This window comes from Enterococcus sp. DIV0546, assembly GCF_051712785.1.
In the GTDB taxonomy this organism is placed as follows: domain Bacteria; phylum Bacillota; class Bacilli; order Lactobacillales; family Enterococcaceae; genus Enterococcus; species Enterococcus faecalis.
This window is the reverse complement of the sequence record NZ_JBIOPO010000001.1, coordinates 182,989-205,747: the sequence shown is the minus strand read 5'-3', so window position 1 is coordinate 205,747 and position 22,759 is coordinate 182,989. Positions and strand designations below refer to the sequence as shown.

At 38.4% G+C, this 22,759-nt stretch carries 19 protein-coding genes, 1 pseudogene and 1 riboswitch; of the genes and pseudogenes, 8 read left to right on the top strand and 12 right to left on the bottom strand.

Annotated elements, in window-relative coordinates; all coding sequences use genetic code 11:
• Nucleotides 1-12: 12 nt before the first annotated feature.
• From IGJ24_RS00990 to pth, 5 genes are all read right to left on the bottom strand, one after another.
• A complete protein-coding gene (locus IGJ24_RS00990; protein WP_002356257.1) occupies nucleotides 13-492 on the bottom strand; it encodes an FtsB family cell division protein in 480 nt (159 codons plus the stop codon).
• A gap of 254 nt (nucleotides 493-746) precedes the next feature.
• Nucleotides 747-1,010 carry an RNA-binding S4 domain-containing protein gene (locus IGJ24_RS00985; protein WP_002356255.1) on the bottom strand — a complete coding sequence of 88 codons (264 nt, stop codon included), beginning with the start codon at nucleotides 1,008-1,010 and terminating at the stop codon, nucleotides 747-749.
• A gap of 14 nt (nucleotides 1,011-1,024) precedes the next feature.
• On the bottom strand, nucleotides 1,025-2,614 hold the full coding sequence (locus IGJ24_RS00980) for a putative polysaccharide biosynthesis protein (RefSeq protein WP_289865875.1): 1,590 nt from the start codon (nucleotides 2,612-2,614) through the stop codon (nucleotides 1,025-1,027).
• Nucleotides 2,615-2,629: 15 nt separating this feature from the next.
• Nucleotides 2,630-6,169 (bottom strand): transcription-repair coupling factor, encoded by a 3,540-nt coding sequence (gene mfd / locus IGJ24_RS00975; protein WP_033627596.1) that lies wholly within the window; start codon nucleotides 6,167-6,169, stop codon nucleotides 2,630-2,632.
• Between the two features lie 19 nt (nucleotides 6,170-6,188).
• Nucleotides 6,189-6,755 (bottom strand): aminoacyl-tRNA hydrolase, encoded by a 567-nt coding sequence (pth, locus tag IGJ24_RS00970; RefSeq protein ID WP_002361556.1) that lies wholly within the window; start codon nucleotides 6,753-6,755, stop codon nucleotides 6,189-6,191.
• Nucleotides 6,756-7,090: 335 nt separating this feature from the next.
• Between pth and IGJ24_RS00965 the strand changes: the two genes are divergently transcribed.
• Complete coding sequence (locus IGJ24_RS00965; protein WP_002356251.1) at nucleotides 7,091-8,074, top strand: L-lactate dehydrogenase; 984 nt, start codon at nucleotides 7,091-7,093, stop codon at nucleotides 8,072-8,074.
• Between the two features lie 226 nt (nucleotides 8,075-8,300).
• Here IGJ24_RS00965 and IGJ24_RS00960 read toward each other — a convergent pair whose 3' ends face one another.
• The 5 genes from IGJ24_RS00960 to IGJ24_RS00940 all read right to left on the bottom strand — a co-directional run bounded on the left by IGJ24_RS00960 (nucleotide 8,301) and on the right by IGJ24_RS00940 (nucleotide 13,891).
• Nucleotides 8,301-9,791, bottom strand: coding sequence for an aldehyde dehydrogenase family protein (locus tag IGJ24_RS00960; RefSeq protein WP_002376404.1), 1,491 nt, complete (start codon nucleotides 9,789-9,791; stop codon nucleotides 8,301-8,303).
• A gap of 274 nt (nucleotides 9,792-10,065) precedes the next feature.
• A complete protein-coding gene (locus IGJ24_RS00955; RefSeq protein WP_002378718.1) occupies nucleotides 10,066-11,577 on the bottom strand; it encodes a glucosaminidase domain-containing protein in 1,512 nt (503 codons plus the stop codon).
• Nucleotides 11,578-11,804: 227 nt separating this feature from the next.
• The gene (locus IGJ24_RS00950) at nucleotides 11,805-12,317 is read right to left on the bottom strand and encodes a transcription repressor NadR (RefSeq protein ID WP_002356248.1); all 513 of its coding nucleotides are present in this window, start codon (nucleotides 12,315-12,317) and stop codon (nucleotides 11,805-11,807) included.
• A gap of 10 nt (nucleotides 12,318-12,327) precedes the next feature.
• Nucleotides 12,328-13,173 carry a chorismate mutase gene (locus IGJ24_RS00945; protein ID WP_002363448.1) on the bottom strand — a complete coding sequence of 282 codons (846 nt, stop codon included), beginning with the start codon at nucleotides 13,171-13,173 and terminating at the stop codon, nucleotides 12,328-12,330.
• A 4-nt stretch (nucleotides 13,174-13,177) separates the two neighbouring features.
• Nucleotides 13,178-13,891 (bottom strand): NAD-dependent protein deacylase, encoded by a 714-nt coding sequence (locus IGJ24_RS00940; RefSeq protein WP_289865874.1) that lies wholly within the window; start codon nucleotides 13,889-13,891, stop codon nucleotides 13,178-13,180.
• 172 nt (nucleotides 13,892-14,063) lie between these two features.
• Between IGJ24_RS00940 and IGJ24_RS00935 the strand changes: the two genes are divergently transcribed.
• The 3 genes from IGJ24_RS00935 to IGJ24_RS00925 all read left to right on the top strand — a co-directional run bounded on the left by IGJ24_RS00935 (nucleotide 14,064) and on the right by IGJ24_RS00925 (nucleotide 17,254).
• Complete coding sequence (locus IGJ24_RS00935) at nucleotides 14,064-14,360, top strand: hypothetical protein (protein WP_002356244.1); 297 nt, start codon at nucleotides 14,064-14,066, stop codon at nucleotides 14,358-14,360.
• A 189-nt stretch (nucleotides 14,361-14,549) separates the two neighbouring features.
• A riboswitch (Lysine riboswitch) is annotated at nucleotides 14,550-14,724 on the top strand.
• Between the two features lie 194 nt (nucleotides 14,725-14,918).
• A complete protein-coding gene (locus IGJ24_RS00930) occupies nucleotides 14,919-16,502 on the top strand; it encodes an ABC transporter substrate-binding protein/permease (protein WP_002381368.1) in 1,584 nt (527 codons plus the stop codon).
• Between the two features lie 11 nt (nucleotides 16,503-16,513).
• Entirely contained in the window at nucleotides 16,514-17,254 is a 741-nt protein-coding gene (locus IGJ24_RS00925) for an amino acid ABC transporter ATP-binding protein (RefSeq protein ID WP_002356242.1), read from the top strand.
• Nucleotides 17,255-17,298: 44 nt separating this feature from the next.
• Here the strand turns inward: IGJ24_RS00925 and IGJ24_RS00920 are convergent, their stop codons facing one another.
• The gene (locus IGJ24_RS00920) at nucleotides 17,299-17,883 is read right to left on the bottom strand and encodes a TIGR00730 family Rossman fold protein (RefSeq protein WP_002383869.1); all 585 of its coding nucleotides are present in this window, start codon (nucleotides 17,881-17,883) and stop codon (nucleotides 17,299-17,301) included.
• Nucleotides 17,884-18,056: 173 nt separating this feature from the next.
• On the opposite strand from IGJ24_RS00920, the gene IGJ24_RS00915 reads away from it, so the two are divergent.
• From IGJ24_RS00915 to IGJ24_RS00900, 4 genes and pseudogenes are all read left to right on the top strand, one after another.
• Complete coding sequence (locus tag IGJ24_RS00915; protein WP_202562405.1) at nucleotides 18,057-18,548, top strand: GNAT family N-acetyltransferase; 492 nt, start codon at nucleotides 18,057-18,059, stop codon at nucleotides 18,546-18,548.
• A gap of 90 nt (nucleotides 18,549-18,638) precedes the next feature.
• Nucleotides 18,639-19,994 carry a branched-chain amino acid transport system II carrier protein gene (gene brnQ / locus IGJ24_RS00910; RefSeq protein WP_002361550.1) on the top strand — a complete coding sequence of 452 codons (1,356 nt, stop codon included), beginning with the start codon at nucleotides 18,639-18,641 and terminating at the stop codon, nucleotides 19,992-19,994.
• 132 nt (nucleotides 19,995-20,126) lie between these two features.
• Complete coding sequence (locus IGJ24_RS00905) at nucleotides 20,127-20,438, top strand: heavy metal-binding domain-containing protein (RefSeq protein ID WP_002381365.1); 312 nt, start codon at nucleotides 20,127-20,129, stop codon at nucleotides 20,436-20,438.
• 83 nt (nucleotides 20,439-20,521) lie between these two features.
• Nucleotides 20,522-21,924 (top strand): annotated as a pseudogene (locus IGJ24_RS00900) (IS3 family transposase).
• An 80-nt stretch (nucleotides 21,925-22,004) separates the two neighbouring features.
• On the opposite strand, the gene truA reads toward IGJ24_RS00900, so the two are convergent.
• Complete coding sequence (truA, locus tag IGJ24_RS00895; protein ID WP_002396128.1) at nucleotides 22,005-22,754, bottom strand: tRNA pseudouridine(38-40) synthase TruA; 750 nt, start codon at nucleotides 22,752-22,754, stop codon at nucleotides 22,005-22,007.
• Nucleotides 22,755-22,759: the final 5 nt, after the last annotated feature.

Below are 22,759 nucleotides of genomic sequence, written 5' to 3'. Positions count from 1 at the left end.
TATAATTGCAGTTTATTCAGCTGAAGACTTAGTTGTTTCAGTTGAAGACTGTGATTGACTATTTTTTTCTGAACTGCTCTTGCTTTCTTCCGCTCCAGAAGTCTGTGTTTTTTTCATTTGTTCTGGTGTGGGATAAATCTGTTCGCCTTCTTTTGAGAGAAGGAAACGGCTACGTGCTAATTTTGCCACATAATCATCATCTTTTAACAAAGCAACGTCTTTTTTTAGATCCTTGACCTTCTTATCAACTGCTACGGATTCAGCAATTGCATCTGCTCGTTCTTGTTTGAAAGCACCTAAGCGATGATAATCTTTCATCAATTGGATGCCAGAAAAGGCAAAAATAATGAAGGCCACGAGAAAAATCGCTGCCAAGCGTCTGCGTCTAAAAATCAATTGTTTCTGTTGTTTTTGGAATTCGACATACTGTTCTTTCGTGTAGTCATTTTCCAATGCCGCAACTTTCTTCGAGTTTTTTTCATTCTTTCCCATCGTCTCGCTCCACTCGCTTTGGATTGTCCGTTTTATTATACCAACATCTAAGAACCTTGTCTAATGTTAATTTCAGAGAAGTTAAAGAAAATCAAGCTTTTTTCTAAAATATTCTTTGCTTTTGAAATAACAGTGGTTGATTTATTAATTTTTTTCAAAAGCGGCGCGTCTGTTTCATTAAAACGCTGAAAGGATGAAGCGCTTGGAATATTCATCTTTTCAATGAACTTGCCAAGCGCTCCATCCTCACCTGTTTATTCTTCAGAGACACGTGTTTCTGATTTTATCTCATACATTTTTGTGGCATCTTCTTTTTTCGTAGAGTCATTTAGTTGCAGGACTTCTACTTCTAAAATTCTGTTCCCAAATTGAATTTTGACAAGGTCACCAATCTTCACAGTACTAGAAGATTTGGCTAAGACTCCGTTGATTTGAATCCGACCTTTATCAGCGACTTCTTTGGCAACTGTTCTTCTTTTAATAATGCGAGAAACTTTTAAAAATTTATCTAACCGCATCACATTCACCTCTTTTATTTTTTTTGTCTCATCCGTAAAATTTTTGCGCCATACGGTAAACTTAACCATTCACGTATCGTAAATAATTCTAACTTAATGATGGTGCTAATAAAAACTGTACTACCCACTGCAACACCTATAACTGTAACGAAAAACGCTTGACTTCGGTGATGCACACCTTGGAACAAGATGGAGATAATTCCTTGATAGACCAGTAATGACAGCATCATGATTGCTAAACTAAGCAACAGTTTTTTCAAAAAGTTTCGTTCTCGAACAAAACAATTAATCGCTGCATCCGATTGTCGGACTAAAACGAATAACGTCGCTAGTAACCCAAGAATAGTAGACCAACTAGCACCTAATGTTCCCCAACGAATGGTGAAAAAGCCCGTTGTCAGTAACTTCACTAATAAGCCCACACCAGCTGCCACTAAAGGACCTTTAAAACGATTGCGACTTTGTTCAATACTTTGGTAGGCCTGAATAATGGCCATAAAAGCGATGGATAAAACATACACCCCTAAAACATCGTTGCCTTTATAATCTTTAAAAAGTGTAAAGTTCATGTACGGCAATAACATCATTAGACCAATCGAAGCCGCCGATGCCAAGGTTGTGGTAAGACGCAAAAAGATTTTTGCAACTTGTAAAAATTGTTGACGGTCTTTTTTCATAAAATATTTTGTCAAACCTGGTAAAAAGGTCGAGCTTAAAGCTAAAGCAATTACCAACCCTAATTGAACTAGTGGTTGTCCTCTATCATAGACCCCTTTGTCCACTTTCGCAGCTAAATCAGAGAGCCCGAAAAGCATGAGGGCATTTTTTACTTTAAAGGAATCAATTAATTGAAATAGAATCAGAAAAGCACTATATAAAGAGACCAAACCACCCTCAATCATTAAACGTTTAAATAGTCCTGTGGTTTGAGGCATAATCTTCCATTGATGCAAGTATTCCGTACTTCCACTAAGAATTTTTCGATTGTAGTACCATAAGACAAGTACCGCTAAGACACCGCCAGCCAACGCACCACTCATAGCCACCGTCCCCGTTTGGTAAATGGAGCCACCAAAGTAATGATAGGACAACGCAGCTACTAGAATAACCCCGACACGCACAAACTGTTCCATCACCTGTGAAATACCACTAGGCACCATCAACAAATGACCTTGAAAATTCCCACGATAGAAGGAAAGAATTGGAACGAGTAAAAAGGTAAAGGAAACAACTTCCATTAATGGTTGGAGTGCAGCATCCCCCATACTAATAGCAATTTCTTGACTACCAAAGAAAAAGAAGGCCCAACAAGCAATCGCTAACCATAACACATAGGGATATAGTTGGCGCAACACTTGTTTTTGACTCCGAATATCTGGTTGTTCAGCAACAATTTTGGAAATAAATTGCGGTAAGCCTGACAATGCTAATGTCATCGCAATCCCATAGATTGGATAAACTTGCTGATACACGTAAAATCCTTCATCCCCTACAAAGTTCTGAAAAGGAACGCGATAAAACGCACTCAACACTTTTGCAATGAAGGAAGCAACGGTTAACACAACGGCACCTTGCATCATTCGTTGCATTTCTTTTTGTGCCATCTTCTAGGCCTCCTTTTAAAGGGAATCCGTTTCTTGCGAATGTTTGTATTTTTCTTGTCGCAATGCGGTTGTAAAAGCAGCAATTTCTTGAATCCAAACAGCTTCTTTACAATCTTTCGGCAACTTCAAGGAAATAGTCATTTGTTCTTTCTCAACTGCTAGATCCGCTTTTAAGCTGGTGGCCGATAACGCTTCAAACAACTGCTCCACAGAGTATGTTTTTGTGCCAATTTTACTTAACACAAACTTGACTTTTTGGTCGCGTTTACGAATACTTTCTAACAAGGCACGGTCGCCATCCATTTTGATACGGCCAGTGGTTAATAAATGCGCCACTTCGTCAGGATACTCTCCAAAGCGGTCTAACAAGTCCGCTTCTAATTCTTCGTACATATCCATATTTTCTAATTGACGAATCCGTTTATAAATTTCAATTTTTTGTCGTTCGTCTGTAATGTACGTTCCTGGAATATAAGCATCAATGCCCAAATCAATCTCAACAGACGTTTTTTGGTCTTGGATATTTTTCCCTTGTTTACGAGCAACTGCCTCAGATAACATCTGTGAGTACATATCAAACCCAACCGAATCAATGAAGCCGTGTTGTTGAGCACCAAGAAGGTTTCCGGCCCCTCGAATGGAAAGGTCACGCATCGCAATTTTGAACCCAGAACCTAATTCTGTAAAGTCTTTAATTGCTTCTAAACGTTTCTCACTAACTTCGTTTAGGATTTTTTGCTGTTCGTACATAAAATAAGCATAGGCCACTCGATTGCTACGCCCCACACGACCACGTAATTGATACAACGTAGATAAGCCCATGTAGTCCGCATTTTCTACAAACAAGGTATTAGCATTAGGAATATCTACTCCTGTTTCAATAATCGTTGTAGTGACTAATATATCATATTGTCCTTCAATAAAATCAAACAAAGTATTCTCCAGTTGTACTTCTGTCATTTGACCATGTGCATACGCAATTCGTGCATCTGGAACTAGTGCTTGTAACTCTTCAACTTTTCGTTCAATCGTATCTACTCGATTGTATAAATAAAAGACTTGACCATCTCGGGCCATTTCTCGCTCAATCGCTTCCCGAATCGCCCCAGGATTATTTTCCATGACATACGTTTGGATCGGATAACGATTCTCTGGTGGGGTTTCGATGACGGATAAATCACGGACACCTAACATCGACATATGAAGGGTCCTTGGGATTGGCGTTGCTGTTAACGTCAAGACATCCACTTGTGAACGCAATTGTTTTAGTCGTTCTTTATGTTTCACTCCAAACCGTTGTTCCTCATCAATAATCAACAAGCCTAAATCACTAAAATTAATATCTTGCGACAATAAACGATGGGTACCAACCACAATATCTACTTGGCCATGTTTAATTTTTTCAATTGTTTCATTTTGCTGTTTTTTCGTGCGGAAACGACTTAATAAACCAATTTCTACAGGAAAGCCCTCAAACCGCTCTTGAATCGTTTCGTAATGTTGTTGCGCTAAAATAGTTGTTGGCACTAAAAAGGCAACCTGTTTATTGTTGCTAACAGCTTTGAAAGCCGCTCGTAAAGCCACTTCTGTTTTACCAAACCCTACATCGCCAACTAACAAACGATCCATTGGTCGAGATTTTTCCATGTCGTGTTTAATTTCGGCGGCACTACGTAATTGATCATCTGTTTCAGAATACGGAAAAGCCTCTTCAAATTCTTTTTGATACGCATCATCTGGCGGAAAAGCATAGCCTTTTTCCGATTCTCTTGTCGCATAAAGTAAGATTAAATCATCCGCGATATCTTCAATTTTCGAAGCAACTTTTCGTTTAGTTTTCGTCCATTCACTGCCGCCTAGCTTGTTAATTTTCGGCGTTTTAGACTCGGAAGCAACGAACTTTTGAATCAAGTTCAATTGTGTTACTGGAATAAATAACTTGTCATCATTTTGGTACAAGATAGTCATGTAATCTTGATGGACCCCATCAACTTCTAAGGTTTCCATACCAATATATTTACCAATCCCGTGATTCGCATGAACGACATAATCGCCCGTTTTTAAGTCGCTATAACTTTTCAAACGTTCCGCATTAGAGATTGTTTGACGACGTGCCCGTTTTTTGGTCGTTGTATGAAAAATTTCTTTTTCCGTAATCGCCACGAGCTTGTTTTTAGGTAATTCAAACCCTGTTTGTAATGCCCCTTGGACAATTTGGACATGCCCATCTAACAACTGATCCCAATTGCTTACTACGCTAGGTATGTCAAAGTCCTGAAATAGCTCTTCGACTTTTTGAATCCGTTCTTTCGTAGGAACAAAAACAACGACCGTTTGGTTTTGCTTTTGCCAACGGTCCACTTCCGCTTTTAGCAACGGCATTTGACCGAAGAATTGTTGCATTGAACGATATTGGAAATTATGGACTTCTTGGAAACGAAGATTCCCCATCCCCTTTTGAAAAAGTGAAAAGAAGGTCGTATTTCGTGCAGTTTTTCGCAATTGATCATGAAAGTCTACGCCAAAAGTTTGTTCAGAAAACACGCGCATTTCTTCAATTTTCAGGGTTTGCCATTCCGCTTCCTCTCTAGCGATTTCTCGCTCCGTTTCCATCATACGAGAATAATCATCCACAAAAAGCAAACTATTTTCTGGTAAATAATCTAACAGCGTAGTTTTTTGTTGGTACAGAAAATCTGTATAATAGTGAGCATTTTCTGTAGGAATCCCTTGTTCCCAAGAAGACAGCAACTGACCAAAATATTCTTCTAAAAAATCGGTCTCCGTTTGATCTTTAGCTGTCGCTAAACGTTTTTCTAGAGCATCTTGTAACCTCGTCATGCCATGATTCATATCTGCCTTTGAGAATACTAAATCAGTCATTGGTGAAATCGTTACTTCTTCAAGATTTTCTAATGAACGTTGGGTATCTGCTTCAAAATAACGGATTGAGTCAATTTCAACATCAAACAGTTCCACCCGAACAGGGTATTCGGCATTTAGCGGATAGACATCAACAATGCTTCCGCGAATACTAAATTCGCCGGGCTTTCCGACCATCGATTGGCGTTCATAGCCCATTAACACTAAGCGTTGCGCGAGGATTTCAGGTTCTACTTCTGTCCCGATTTCCCAATGAAGTTGCGCATTTTGCCACGTTTCTTTCGTTGGCAAATATTTTCGTAGTCCAGCTACTGGTACGACCACGATTCCTGCATTCGCTGTCATCAGGAAATTTAACGCACTCACTCGATCTGCGCGCGCTTCTGGTGAAGAAAAGGCCATTTCGGCGGATAACACTTCATCTACTGGAAATAGATGAACTTGTTCTGAAGGTAAAATATTTAAAAAATCATCTACTAATTGATTGGCATAGTATAGGTTTGGGACCGCAATAACAATTTTTTGATGCGTCTTTTGTAAAGCGCCTGCCATCAGTAATGTTTTAGCAGAGCCTGATAACCCAGTAATTAGTTGGCGCGTTCCTGTTGTCATTAGTTGACTGCGCCATGATTTAGCAATTTCTGTTTGGCTAATTCGTTCGATAATATTCAAACAAGGGCCCTCCTTTCTGCTATTTTCCATTAAATTGATTCATTGTTTCAACAAACGTATGTCCTTCGCATGCATATAAAGCGGCATCGGCTGCTTTTTTTACAGCAAGTAACATCTCTTCGTGTGTTTCTTTGGGAAAAGTACTTAGTACATGGTGGATAACTGTATCATTTTTTGAGGGCCGACCAATGCCAATTTTAATTCTAGGAAAGACATTAGTTCCTAAATGGGCAATCAGACTTTTTATCCCATTGTGGCCGCCAGCACTACCTTTTTGCCGTAAACGAATTTTACCGACCTCTAAGTCTAAGTCATCATAAATAACAATCAAGTCTTCCTCATCTACCCCAAAGTAGGTCAACAACGGACCAACAGAGCGACCTGATTCATTCATAAATGTTAATGGTTTCACTAACAATACTTTCTCAGTCCCTATAAAAAACTCTGCAATATCTGCTTCAAAATTACTATTATTAAACGAAACATTTTGCCGATACGCAATTTCATCTAGCGTAATAAAGCCAATGTTGTGTTTTGTTTCTTTGTATTTACTACCGGGATTTCCCAGTCCTACGATTACTTTCATCTTTCATTCTCCTTGGATTATAAGCTTGCCAACACAAAATGGCTGGGAAGCGTATGCGCTACCCAGTTTTATTCATTATACCATAGAAATAAAAAAACTCGCAGTCTTTGAAGATTAAGAAAGATGTAAAAAAATTTTTTAGAAATTTAAATATGCGTAAGATAGTGAAATTACGCACATGTAAGAGCTACCATTTTGAAACAGGTCTGAAAACTGTATCATTTTTACAATCAAAGTTCGTGACATTTTTTACAAACCATGTTACTATCACTTTAGCAACAGGAAATAAAAACTCGTTGCTCACGAAAAAGAATGTAGAGGAAGGAATGGTACACATGACTGCAGCCGCAGGGAATAAAGATCACCAAAAAGTAATTTTAGTCGGGGACGGTGCCGTAGGTTCTAGCTATGCCTTTGCTTTAGTAACTCAGAATATTGCTCAAGAAGTTGGGATTATTGATATTAATGTACCAAAAACTGAAGGAGACGCGTTGGACTTATCTCACGCATTAGCATTTACTTCTCCTAAAAAAATCTATGCAGCTACTTATGACGATTGCCATGATGCAGACTTAGTTGTCTTAACAGCTGGCGCGCCTCAAAAACCAGGCGAAACTCGTTTAGACTTAGTTCATAAAAACTTGAAAATTAATAAAGAAATCGTTACAACAATTGTTGATTCTGGTTTCAACGGTATCTTCTTAGTTGCCGCAAACCCAGTCGATATTTTGACTTATTCAACTTGGAAATTCTCTGGCTTCCCGAAAGAACGAGTAATCGGTTCAGGAACTTCACTAGATTCTGCTCGTTTCCGTCAAGCAATTGCCGAATTAGTTGACGTTGATGCACGAAATGTCCATGCCTACATCTTAGGGGAACACGGAGATACAGAATTCCCAGTTTGGTCACATGCGAATGTCGCTGGCTTACAAATTTACGAATGGGTGAAAAATAATCCTGACGTTGATGAAGAAGCAATGGTTAATTTATTCTTCAACGTACGCGACGCTGCTTACACAATCATCGAGAAAAAAGGTGCTACTTTCTATGGAATCGCGGTTGCACTAGCACGTATCACTAAAGCTATCCTAAACGATGAAAACTCTGTGTTACCATTATCTGTTTATTTAGAAGGTGAATATGGTCAAAACGATATTTATATCGGTGCACCAGCGATCATCAACCGCCAAGGCGTTAAACAAGTCATTGAAATTCCATTAACAGATGCTGAACAAGAAAAAATGGAAGCTTCTGCTTCTGCATTAAAAGAAGTTATTGAAACAGCTTTTGCTAAATTTGAAGCAGAAGAAGCAAAATAACTCCTTCTACAATAGTCGAAAATTAAAAACAACCAAGAGTGACCACTATTGTTACTCCGCTTTAAAGCCTGGTACAAAAATCCAAAGTGATTTTTGTACCAGGCTTTACTTTTAATCTGTTTTACTTTACTCATCACTCAACTTTTAAAAAAAATTATTGTTTTGTTTAGCTCGAAAAATAACAATAACCAAAAATAAGTTTATTATCTAAAATTCACTACACTACTTAATACAGTCCATCTGCTTCTTCTTTTGTCACAATGTAAATATTTTTCATTTGCGTATAAGCATCTAGCATTGATTTATGCGTTTCTCGACCAATTCCTGATTTTTTATAACCGCCAAATGGCGCGCCCGCAGGCAATTGATTGTATGTGTTGACCCACATCCGACCTGTCCGTACACCACGAGCAACCCGTAATGCTACATTGATATCTTGTGAAAAGACGGCACCACCTAGACCATATTCAGAATCATTAGCTAAACGAATGACTTCTTCTTCCGTTTCAAATTTAATCACTGTTGCAACAGGACCAAAGATTTCTTCTTGGGCCACGCACATTGTATTCGTGCCATTCGCTAATAACGTAGGTGCTAAAAATGCCCCCTTGTCTAGCCCATTTTCTGTTAAACGTTGCCCACCAGTAATCAGTGTAGCTCCTTCCTTCACACCAATTTCGACATATTTTAAAATTTCTTCCAATTGATGCTCATTGATCTGAGCGCCCATTTCAACACCTTTTTCCCACGGGAAACCAACGTTCACTTGTTCAAATTTTTCCTTTAAAGCTTCTACAAATTGATCATAAATACCTGACTGAACGAACACACGAGACCCAGCACAACAAACTTGCCCTTGATTGAATAAAATCCCTAACTGCACGCCTTCTAATGCACGTTCCCAATTGGCATCTTCAAAAATAATGTTGGCTGATTTTCCGCCAAGTTCTAAAGTGGCTGGAATTAGGCGGTCGGCCGCCGCTTTAGCGACAGTGTACCCCACCTCTGTTGAGCCTGTAAAAGCTAGCTTATCAAACCCTGGATGTGCCAACATATAATTTCCTGAATCAGAACCACGACCGGTGATTAAATTCACTACTCCTTTCGGCAAGACTTGATCAAAAATCTTAAACAATTCCAACAAACTTAATGATGTGCTCGAGGACGGATGAATCACAACCGTATTACCTGCTGCCAACGCTGGCGCTAATTTCCAAGCACCCATTAATAAGGGGAAATTCCACGGAATAATTTGACCCACAACACCAATGGGTTCTTTCACAACAATGGATAACGTATCCTTATCAAATTCTTTGACAGACCCTTCTTCTCCACGAATCACACTAGCAAAATACCGAAAATGGTCTGCACTGGCAGGAACATCAATCGATTGCGTTTCCCGAAGCGGTTTTCCATTATCTAAAGTCTCCACCATAGCCAAATGTTCTTGATTTTCTTCAATCAAATCAGCAATTTTCAATAAAAGATTGCTTCTTGTTACAACGTCAACATCTTTCCATGTCTGAAACGCTTCTTGAGCTGCTTCTACAGCTCGATCCACATCTGCATTTGTGGCATCAACAAATTCTGCTAATTTTTCACCATTACTAGGATTGTAACTAGCAATCATTTTGTTACCACTACCTGTTGTCCACTCTCCATTAATATACAATTGATAGCTACTGGCAACTACTTGATTTATTTCTTTTTTACTCATTTAACCACCTCTTTTTTTATTTTTGTATCCGCTTACAATTATAAGACATCTTCTACCTAAAAGTAAATGATTCTACCTAAAAAAAATATAGCTATCGGCGACTGTTGCTAACTCATCCCGACCTGAAATCGCCTGGCAATAACTGAATGTATTAAACTTTATTGGAGAGAACTTTTGCCAAAAAAAGCTAGCACTGAAGAATTAAAATTGCTTCTTCAGTGCTAGCTTTGATTTTTCCAACTCATTCGTTCTTATTGACAAAGAGCTGATTTTTTTATTTATCTTTTGGAACGATATAGTTCATTAAATGTGTTTCATCGGCTGAGATTGTACGTGTCGAAACAACGTTTAATCCCTTCACGTTCATTTCAGAAATTAAGATGCTACCATCTTTAAAGACTTTTTCCACAAATGCGACATGACCATAAGTATTGTCTGCGCCTAAAACACCAGCTGGGAAGGAAACCGCTGCGCCTGCTTTTGGTGTACGACTTACTTTGTACCCGCGTGCACGACCTGTTTCGCCCCAATCTTGACCATTCCCCATTGTTAAGTCCACACGTTTACCTAATTGCGTAATACGGTTGTAGACATATTGTGTACAGTTGCCCCAAGCATAACTATTAAAGGTGTCATAGTTTTTGCCATTATAGGCTGGGAAATTTGATTCCATTGGTTCAACGGTTGCTTTTTCTTTATCATAATAAGTTAAATCGTATGTTTTAATTAACGCATTTAATTTCTTATGGTAATCTTTGTCCGTTGCGTATTTTCCTGTTAGGAAACGTGTCGCTTCTTTGTATGATTTGGCTTCCGTTTTCCAGACACCATGATAGAAATCTTTATTGGAATCTAAACCATTTTTCAATAATTTCGCATAATCTTCCATTGATTCTTTATACGTTGGATATTGACGGAATTTTGCTTCTACTGTGTATAGGTTACCGAAACCATTGTCTTCATAGGTAATAAAAGAAACAGATTGACCTTTGTAATCGCCTTTAATACCAAACAAATTGTAGTTTGGTTTCTGGCTTAATTTACTATTGCCGCTGCCACTTTCTAAAATTGCTTGAGCAATCATCACACTAGCATATAAGTTTTTGTCCTTGGCCACTTTCCGAGCAGATTCACCGATTTCTTGAATAAACTCTTCTGTCTTCTTCGTTTTGCTGACCGTAAACGTCTCATCGTCTTCCACTAACCCAACCGTTTCATTTGTAACTGGTGGGACTATTTCGGGCTGCGGTGTTGACGCTGCTGGTTGTTCTACTGGCTTTTCAGCTGGCGCTGTTGGTGTCACTGGTTTCGCCGGCTGTTTTGATTCAGAAGTACTCGTGCCAGGTTTTGGCTGTTCTTTAGAAGAACTTGGTGTAGTCGTCGGCGTGGTACTTGATTCAGTTGTACTTGTTGACGTAGAATCTGTGGTTGACTCTGTTGTACTCGTTGAGGTGGAGTCAGTAGTCGATTCTGTCGTACTTGTGGATGTTGAATCAGTTGTGGAATCTGTCGTTTCGGTTCCTGACGTTTCCGTGGACTCCGTGGTTGCAGATTCACTTGATTCGGTTGAACTTTCTGTTTCAGTTGTTGATTCTTCTGTCGCTTCTGTTGTTTCACTAGTCGCTGTCGTTTCAGTGGCTTCAGCAGTTGTTGCTTCTGCGGTTGTTTCTGCAACAGAACTATTTTCAGCTACCAAGTTATTACCTTCTGCAAATGCACCTACTGGCATTGATGAACCTAAAAGTAATAAGGTAGAGAACAGGGCAAATTGTTTTTTCATACTCATTCTCCTTTTTTATTTTTCTCCATTTATTTTTATGTACCAACATAATAATTGACATAGTTATTGTTTAAATGGCTCCTTTTTTAATAGTATACTGTTTCATAAAAAATTTCTAGCAAAAAGTTAAAAAAATAGAAGAAAATTCACAAATTATTCTATCTTTTTTTGGTAATTTTCTAAGAAAAAAAAGAAAGGGCTTGAATAAACATCAATGTCCTCTCTTTTTCTCGTTATCCTTCAAACAAAATACTTTTTTTTCGAAGCGCCTCTTTGATTTCTTGGAAAGTTTCTTCGTCTGCACAGCGAATAGTATGCAGATGGACGCCTCCTGTTAAAACTGATAGTAATGTAGCATGCTCTTTTTGATACTTGTCCATAAATTTATCAATATCTTTCTCTGATTGAATGCGCAAACTGCCGATTAATTCCCCATAAAGCGGATGTGCAATACTCACATCTACCACTTCTCCACCTTTGGCAACAATGACTGACAATTCTTCTCTCGTTTGTTCAGGCGTATGTTGACAAGCAATTTTCCGCTCAATTCCTTCTAAAGGTTGTTCCAACATATACCCTCGAGCTGTTGCGACAATTTCGACCCCTGTCGCCCGTAATAGAGCGACATCTCCTACAATAATTTGTCTACTGACATCAAAAGCTTTTGCAAAACGAGTGGCACTAATTGGCTTTTCGGTCTCTCTTAATCTTTTAACAATCTCTCTTCTTCTGATTTCTCCATCCACGACCTTCGCCTCACTCTCCTAAATGTTTTTCTTGGAAACGTTTAGAGGCGTCCATAATTCCCTGGAAAGTCTCAGATAATGTTTCTTCATACTCGGCATTTTCAACATGATTCAGAATAGTTTCTAATACTTGTTGTTCTCTTTCAGAATCAAAAACTGCATGACCTGCTTTCTTTTTCACTGCAGCAATCTCTGCGACGACGTCCATCCGCTGTTCTAATAAACGGACCAGTTCCTTATCGATTTGGTTAATCTTTGCTCGTTGTTGTTCTAAAGAAGTTGTTGGGGCGTCATCTTCAGTCAATTCTTTAATTATCCGTGCTGGATTACCTGCGATCACACAGTTTTCTGGGAACGATTTGGTCACAACAGCACCTGCTGCCACCACTACATTATCGCCTAATGTTACGCCTGGAAGGACAATCGCTCCACCGCCAATCCAAACATTGTTGCCAATGATAATTCGTTTCCCTGATTCCATTCCGCTATTACGCTTGGCTGCTTGTAATGGATGCTCGGCTGTATAAAGTTGCACATTGGGGCCAAACATACAGTTATCGCCAATTTCGATTGGACAAACATCTAAAAAAACGTTATTAAAATTGGCATAGAAATTTTTTCCCACAGAAATGTTGTAGCCGTAATCAAATTGAATCATCGGTTCGATGTACGTCCCGACACCCACTTTTCCAAATGTTTCTTCTATTAATTGACGACGAATATAAGTGTCTGGTTGTTGGTTAATTAACGCCATTTGTTCACGGGCTTTTTTGCGATCAGCCACTAATTCAGGATCTGAGGCAAAATATAGTGCACCTGCGATCATTTTTTCTTTTTCTGATTTAAATTCTTCCATTCCGTTACTCCTTTATCGTTAATTCTGCAAATATCGTTTCGGCTTTCGCTTCTAAAAAATAATAAGGTTGTTGTAAAAATAGCGGCGTTTGATTAATGGCTAAAATAGCTGCCGTTGGTTGTTTATAATGTATCAAATCGCAAAATGGATGCACTTGAAAACTCGTGCCGACAATCACGATTAAGTCGGCAGAAGCAACGGCCTGAATGGCTTTTTCGATTGCCTCTTCGGATAATCCTTCTTCATACAAAGTAATAGCTGGACGGATTTGTCCATGACAGTCTGCGTGCCGATCACTAAGCAAATAGTCTTGCCAAGGAACCGTTGCACCACAAGTTTGGCAATAACATTCATATAAATTACCGTGAAAGTCCACCACTTCTTGGCTACCTGCTTTTCGATGAAGCCCATCAATATTTTGTGAAACAATTTTTCCCCGTTTCATTTCCTCTAATTGGGCCATTTTCTGGTGAATGATATTAGGTTGTGCGTCTGGATGATAGAGCGTTTTAACGAATTGATAAAACTTTTCTGGCTCTGTTTTTAAGCAAGTCCGGCTCAATAAGTATTCCGGTTGCTGGATTCCTTGATAGACACCTTTTAAGGAACGATAATCTGGCACACCTGAGGCTGTCGAGATACCCGCACCTGTTAAAAATGTGATTTTTTGTTGGGTTGCCAACCAATGAATTGCCTCAGCTTGCGTGATATTTTGCATATCGATTCAGCTCCTAATCTTCTATATTATAACGTATTTTAACATTAGCACCAAAAGTTTTTCCACTTTTTGAAAACTTCTTACCTATATATTGATTTATCTTGAAAGAGTTTGTGACAAATTTCTCAACTCGTGGTAAAATATGCATGAGTAAAAGTGAGGTGAAACAACAATGGTCGCATTTATTATTTATTGGGCTGCAATTATTGCCTGCATCGCTTGGGGCGTTTTAAGCATTTGGTTCTCTGTTTTTTATCTTTCTCGTAAAGAAAACGGAAATCTTTGGGCTTTTGCGTTCTTCAACGTTATCGCTATTATCGCCTTAGCAATTGTTTTATTAGTTTACAAAACTTGGGATTTCGGTATCTTAACTTACTCAAGTCTAATTTATACAATTTTAGCTTCTTTAGGTGTATTGACTGTTCTTCAAGCTATTTTAGGTCGTGAACCAAAAGCTGTCAAAGCTTAAGTAAAAAGCAACTGTTCCTTTAGGAATGGTTGCTTTTTTCGTATTAGTTTCTATTTCGTAGGGAAAATGTTACGCTAATTTCATGGTGTTTGTGTCCTCTTGATAAATTCCTTTGCTGGAACATATTGACTTTCTTCTGGATTTATCCTAAAATTAATAACTGAATTTAATAACTGAATAGTGCCTCAAAAAAGAGGTAGAGGTCGCGGTTTTTATTACGCTTGTGGAGTGAGAGGACACTGGGAAGCAAGTTTAGGATCAATCGCCGAAATGCATAACGGAGCCTCTTCTGTTGTGTGTTGGGACGTAAGTTAAGAGCTTGCGGACTGTCTTAGTAGTGATGCTAAGTTGTGCTATGTTTCGTTGAGGAATTTTTTTCGACATTACCTAGCAACCTTACATCTGTTTGGTTGTTTTTTTGTATTCAAAAATAGGTTGTGACAGAAGTATTCTCCTTTAAAAAGACAGAATCGCTTTTGCTCAGCTGATTATCAAAGCTTGTTGATTGAAAAAAGACAAAACGATCAATCAGACAAGAAATTTAAAGGAGAGAAAAAGATGAACAAAAAAGTTTTTTCATTCAGTCTACTACTTGTCACGCTATTTTCGTTACTTGGCATGACAACCAACGCTTCGGCGGAGGAAAATGGTGAATTTCGTGTCGGCATGGAAGCTGGATACGCCCCTTTTAACTGGTCACAGAAAAATGATGCACATGGCGCAGTGCCTATTCAAGGCAACTCTTATGCAGGCGGCTATGATGTTCAAATTTCTAAAAAAATTGCTGATGGTTTAGGTCGTAAATTAGTAATCGTCCAAACCAAATGGGACGGCTTGGCGCCCGCCTTACAATCTGGAAAAATTGATGCCATTATCGCCGGAATGAGCCCAACCGCTGAACGAAAAAAAGAAATTGCTTTTACAAACCCTTATTATGAATCACAATTTGTCGTAATTGTTAAAAAAGATGGCAAATACGCTAATGCAAAAAGCTTGAAAGATTTAGCTGATGCTAAAATTACAGCTCAACTAAATACATTCCACTACGGATTAATTGATCAAATTCCAAATGTCAATAAACAGCAAGCAATGGATAACTTTTCAGCTATGCGAACAGCACTTGCTTCTGGCATGATTGATGGGTATGTTAGTGAACGCCCTGAAGGCATAACAGCAACTAGTGTCAATAAAGAATTAAAAATGTTAGAATTTCCAAAAGAAAATGGCTTTGATGCTAGCGCTGAAGACTCACAAGTAGCAGTCGGCATGCGTAAAGGCGATCCTGACATTGAAAAAGTAAACAAAATTTTAGCAGGTATTTCTCAAGATGAACGGACAAAAATTATGGACCAAGCAATCAAGGATCAACCTGCAGCAACAGATAGTGATGAACAAAAAACAGGACTTATTAACGATTTCAAAAATATTTGGAATCAATATGGCGACATGTTTTTACGTGGTGCTGGTTTAACGCTATTTATCGCGTTAATCGGGACGGTCGTCGGAACAACCCTTGGTTTACTAATTGGTGTCTTCCGTACAATTCCAGATTCTGAAAACCCAGTCGCTCGTTTCTTCCAAAAATTAGGAAATTTAATTCTTTCTATTTATATTGAAGTTTTCCGTGGTACACCAATGATGGTTCAAGCAATGGTTATTTTCTATGGTTTAGCTCTAGCTTTTGGCATCTCTTTAGACCGAACAGTGGCCGCACTATTTATCGTTTCTGTGAATACTGGTGCCTATATGTCTGAAATTGTTCGCGGAGGTATTTTCGCAGTGGATAAAGGACAATTCGAGGCAGCACAAGCGATTGGGATGACCCATGGACAAACAATGCGTAAAGTCGTTATTCCCCAAGTATTACGTAATATTTTACCTGCAACAGGGAATGAATTTGTCATTAATATCAAAGATACGGCCGTGTTAAGTGTTATCGGTGTCGCAGATTTATTCTTCCAAGGGAATGCTGCTTCTGGCGCAAACTTCCAGTTCTTCCAAACCTTTACAATTGTCGGCATCATGTACTTGGTAATGACTTTTGTGATCACACGAATCTTACGTGTTGTGGAACGTAAAATGGATGGCCCTTCTGCTTACGTTAAAGTAGAAGAATTAACTGAAGAAGGAAAAGAAAGCTAGGAGGCAAATAAATGAGTGCAATTATTGAAATTGAACATTTACGAAAAAGCTTTGGCGAAAACGAAGTATTAAAAGATATCAATATGAACGTCAATAAAGGAGAAGTTGTCACCATTATCGGTTCTTCTGGTTCTGGTAAATCAACGTTACTACGTTGTATTAATTTGTTAGAAAAACCAACAGATGGCAAAATCATCTATAATGGTAAAAATGTTTTAGAACGTGGTTATAGTTTGCCCAAATATCGGACCCATTTAGGTATGGTTTTCCAATCATTCAATTTATTTAATAACATGAATGTCTTAGAAAACTGTACTTCTGGTCAGATGACTGTCCTAAAAAGAAACAAAGAAGAAGCCAAAAAAATTGCCTTAGAAAATTTAGAAAAAGTTGGCATGGCTCGTTTTATTGATGCCAAACCTGCTCAATTATCTGGTGGACAAAAGCAACGGGTAGCCATTGCTCGAGCATTATCAATGGATCCAGATGTTTTACTTTTCGATGAACCAACTTCTGCATTGGATCCTGAAATGGTTGGCGAAGTGCTAAAAACGATGAAAAATCTTGCCCATACAGGGCTAACAATGGTGATTGTAACACATGAAATGGAATTTGCGCGGGACGTATCCGATCGTGTTATTTTCATGGATAAAGGTGTCATTGCGGAAGAAGGGACCGCTGAAGATATTTTTGTCCATCCAAAAGAAGCTCGGACAAAAGAGTTCTTACATCGGATTTTAACGAAAAACTAGTAAAAAAGAGGCAGTCATTCTGGTTAGAGTGACTGCCTCTTTTGTTATTTTTTGTATTGACGAATCATTGGCGGTTCATAAGAATCAATAAATGCACCAATTTCTTCTAAGGAATCTGAAATGAAAATTTTAGCTCGATCCGCTTCTGTTAAGAAACTAGTTTCTACCATTTTATCAAAAAAAGCAGCTAATAAATCATAGTAACCATTCACGTTGTATAAAATACAAGGATTCATATGTTCACCGACCCGGCCCCAAGAGATCACCTCGCTAATTTCTTCTAGCGTGCCGGGCCCACCGGGTAAAGCTAAATATACATCTGCCAATTCAATCATCTTTTTCTTACGCGCATGCATATCACTGACTGTATGCATCTTTGTAATGCCATTATGTGCAATCTCTCGTTCCATTAAAAAAGTGGGCATGACACCAATTACCTCTCCACCTTCTGCCAAAAGCGTATCAGCCACTGTACCCATTAGACCAACATTGCCACCGCCATAAACTAGATCATAGTGATTTTCTTTCATCCAAGCGGCTAACGCTACTGCAGCTTGCTGATAGATTGGCTCATTCCCCAGACTGGCGCCACAATATACTGCCATTTTTTTCACAAACATACCCTCCATTTAGATAGATTCTTTTTTACCATCTATCCTCTGGTAGCTATGGTAGCATATTTTGATTTTCTCGAAAAGGTGCAGCCATTTTTCTTTTCGTTTTAAAAGTATTTGAATTTTCAGACAATAAATGCTATAGTCTTTTTATATTTTAAAATTTCAGAAAAAGGAGCCCTATTATCTTGTCTACCTCACTCACTATTCGCTTAGTTGCCGAAGCAGATTGGCCCGCATTACATGCCTTGGATCAAATCATTTGGACAAAAAAGAATACCCCTGCCGAGATACAACCACTCTCGCTTACGGCATATCAGGAAAAAATGAAAGATGAAACGATTTTTGTTGCCATCAGCGGACAACAACTCGCTGGATTTATTGAAGTCCATCCGCCCACTTCGTTAGCAGCTCATCAAAAGCAATGGCTACTAAGTATTGGCGTTTCGCCAGATTTCCAAGGACAAGGGATTGGTGGTTCTTTGTTGTCGTATGTCAAAGAGATGGCCCAGATAAGCGGGATTCATAAGCTGAGTTTGCGAGTAATGGCTACCAATCAAGAAGCCATTCGATTCTATGAAAAACATGATTTTGTGCAGGAAGCACATTTTAAAGAAGAATTTTATATAAATGGACACTATTGTGATGATTATCAGTATGCTTATTTCATAGAAAAATAAGAAAACCAATGTTTTCTATAAAAACTGGTTGCTCTCTGTTTCTTCTTCTGTTATTTTAAATAATAAGACAATATTAAGGAGTGTGAATCTATGCAAAAAAAGTTAGTTTGGCGTGATTATCTATACGTTGGTTCAATGTTATTCGGTTTGTTTTTCGGTGCTGGAAATTTAATTTTCCCTGTACATATGGGACAAGAAGCGGGGGCTTCCGTCTTTTTAGCAAACTTGGGCTTCTTAGCCACTGGAATTGGCTTACCTTTTCTTGGTGTCATTGCTATGGGTGTTTCTAAAAGTTCAGGTGTTTTTGACTTAGCTTCTCGGATTAATCGTCGTTATGCTCTTATTTTTACCTTACTATTATATTTAACGATTGGTCCTTTCTTTGCTTTACCAAGGTTAGCAACTACTTCTTTTGAGATTGGTCTTGCACCATTTGTTCCTAAAGACTTGCAATGGCTGGTTCTTGCTGGTTTTTCCGCATTATTTTTCTTAGCTGTTTGGCTCTTCTCTAGAAAGCCAAGTAAAATCTTAGATTATGTGGGTAAATTTTTAAATCCGTTATTTTTAGCATTGCTAGGAATTTTGATTGTTTTAGCCTTTGTAAAACCATTAGGTCATGTGGCCAGTGCCGCTGTTGGTGAAAATTATATTTCAAGTCCTTTTTTTAAAGGATTTACAGAAGGTTATAATACGTTGGATGCTTTAGCTTCATTAGCTTTTGGGATTGTTGTCGTTTCCACTTTACGAAATATGGGCGTCGAAAAACCAGGAGATATCGCTAAAGGAATGATTAAATCAGGTGCTTTCAGTGTTGTATTGATGGGGATTATCTATACCTTACTTGCTTATATGGGAACAATGAGTATCGGGGCTTTTCCAATCAGTGAAAACGGCGGGATTGCCTTAGCCCAAATTGCCAATTACTATTTAGGCCTACCAGGGAGTATTTTACTGGCTTTTATCGTAGTTCTTGCTTGTTTAAAAACCGGTATCGGCTTAAGCACAGCCTTTTCTGAGACTTTTGAAGAAATGTTTCCGAAAGTTTCCTATCAAAAATTCTTGGCAATTGTTGTTATTTTACCAGCTATTTTTGCAAATGTCGGCTTAACCAACATCATTCAATTTGCCGTTCCAGTCTTGATGTTCCTTTATCCATTAGCGATTACTTTAATGCTTTTGGTAATCATCAGTCCTATTTTCAAACATCGACGGGAAGTCTATCAAGCAACGACCTATATCACATTGATTGCTGCTGTTTTAGATGCATTAAATAGCGCGCCTGCCTTTATCAAAGATACGGCGTTTGTAACAACGCTTTTAGAAAAAGCCGGCCAATACTTACCATTGTTCACTATTGGCATGGGCTGGGTCGTTCCAGCAACGGTTGCTTTTCTAATTAGTTGGGTTTGGGTCATGATTTCTAAAAAAGATCCTATTCTTGATTAATTCTTACCAAAACGACACTAGAAAAAATGCGGAAGCGCATCTTTTCTAGTGTCGTTTTTATGTATATTCGTTGTACCAAACTCTTGACTATGGTAAATTGAAGTTACCAACAAGTACTGGAGGAAATTGCCCATGTTAGTTACAACAACCGAGAGAATTAGCGGTCAAGAATATGAAATTATTGGAGAAGTTTTCGGGTTAACCACACGTTCTAAAAATATGTTTAAAGATTTAGGTGCTGGACTAAAAAGCGTAGTTGGCGGTGAAATCAAAGGTTACACTGATATGCAACGAGAAGCACGCGACCAAGCAATCGAACGTTTAAAAGCAGAAGCCTCTAAATTAGGTGCAGATGCCGTTGTGATGATGCGTTTTGATTCTGGCACAATTGGCACAGACATGCAATCTGTCGTGGCTTACGGGACAGCTGTTAAATACATCTAAATTTTGCAACTAAAAAGACACAGACCTTTGAGCCGACCCCCAAAAGTTAGACCTAGAAATCTAACTTTTGGAGGTTTTTTTGTATGGCAAAATACAGTTTTGAATTTAAACTTAAACTTGTTCATGACTACTTATCTGGTCAAGGAGGTCTAAGGTTTCTCGCAAAGAAGTATGGGTTTAAAGATAGTTCTCAAATAAGCAAATGGATAAATGCCTATAAAGAACTTGGTGAAGAAGGCCTACTTCGCAGTCGAAAAAATAAGAATTACTCTGTTCAATTTAAGCTAGATGCGTTAGAGTTATATTTAACAACAGAGTTGTCCTATCAAGAAGTAGCTAATCTTCTAAAAATGAACAATCCATCATTGATTGCGAATTGGCTTAGAACGTATCAGAAGTTTGGTATAGAGGGACTCTCTAAACAGAAAGGACGTCCACCTACCATGTCTAAAAAGAAACGAAATGAACCCCAACCACTACCAAGTGAACGATCTCAAGTAGAGAAACTAGAAAAAGAAAATAGAATGTTAAAAATTGAGAATGCCTATTTAAAAGAATTGAGGAGACTGCGTTTAGAGGACGAACAAAAAATGAACGAATCGCACGAATCATTCACAGTCTCCGAAGACACTTTCGATTAAAAGATATTTTGGAAACCCTAAGGTTTCCAAAATCTACTTACATGTACTGGCAAAAACGCCTCGACAGAACAGCTTCAACACAAATCATTGAAGAAGAAATTCAAGCGATTCGTAAAAAACATCAACATTATGGCTATAGAAGGATGACCCAAGAATTGAAACGACGTGGATTTCAAGTGAATAAAAAGAAAGTCCAGCGATTAATACAAAAGTTAAAGTTACAAGTCAAAGCTTTTACTAAGAAATCCAGAAAATATAATTCCTATAAAGGAACCGTTGGTAAAATCGCTAAAAATTTGATTCGTCGCCGATTTAAAACTTCTGTTCCTCATCAAAAAATTACAACTGATACAACTGAATTTAAGTACTTTGAAGCAGATAACGCAGGCATCTTTCGTCAGAAAAAACTATACTTAGATCCATTTATGGATATGTATAATAGTGAAATTCTAAGCTATAGCCTTTCTACTCAACCAAATGGTAAAACAGTTATGGGAGGTCTGAAAGAAGCAATTTCTCAAACAAATGATTGTCCCTATCGGCGCACCTTTCACTCTGATCAAGGCTGGGCTTATCAAATGAATGTCTATATACAAACATTAAAGGACAACAATATCTTTCAAAGTATGTCTCGAAAAGGAACCTGTTTAGATAATTCTCCTATGGAGAATTTCTTCAGTATCCTAAAACAAGAAGTGTACTATGGAAAAATCTATCAAAGTCAAAATGAATTGAGAGAAGCAATTGAGAACTACATTTATTATTACAATCATCACCGAATCAAGGAAAAACTTAACTGGAAAAGCCCAGTAGAATTTCGACAATTCAATCAAAAAACTGCATAAAAAATAGAGTGGAAAAATCCACTCTATAAAAGTCTAACTTTTTGGGGTCACTACACTTTTCTTGTAAGGTCTGCGTCTTTTTAGTTTTCATATTTCACTTCTGCTAAATACAATCCTTCTGGATGAGCAGTCGGACCTGCTAAATTTCGATCTTTGGCTGCGATAATTGCTGGAATCGCGGTTGGTTCCAGCCGCCCATTGCCGATTTTCAATAGCGTACCAACTAAAATCCGAATCATTTTGTACAAGAAACCATCGCCCCGAAAAGTGAATGTTAATTCATCCCCCTTTTCATTGACATGAACACTGGCTTCATGAATGGTTCGGACTTTATCTTCTACCGAACTTCCTGAGGCACAGAAAGAGGTAAAATCATGGGTGCCTAATAAATCAGGCAAAGCTTGTTGGATTTTTTCGAGATCAATGGGATACGGAAAATAACTAGCATAAAAACGTCGAAATGGACTTCGCGGTTTGCCAATATCCACTTTAAATTGATAGGTTTTTTCGATCACGTGATAACGTGCATGAAAGTCTTCTGAAACACGTTCCACGCTTCGCACAGCAATGTCTTCTGGTGTTTGTGTGTCTAACGCAAAGCGCATTTTTTCCAACGGACGTTCCTGCGGATAATCAAAGTGAATCACTTGGCCCATTGCATGAACACCTGCATCTGTTCGTCCTGAACCAAAAACCGTCACGGAGTGTCCGTTATTCATGCGTGCTAACGTTTTTTCTATTTCTTCTTGAACGGTACGCTCATTAGGCTGCTTTTGAAAGCCATGAAAATGAGTGCCATCATAGGCAATGATTGCTTTATAGCGGGGCATAATTT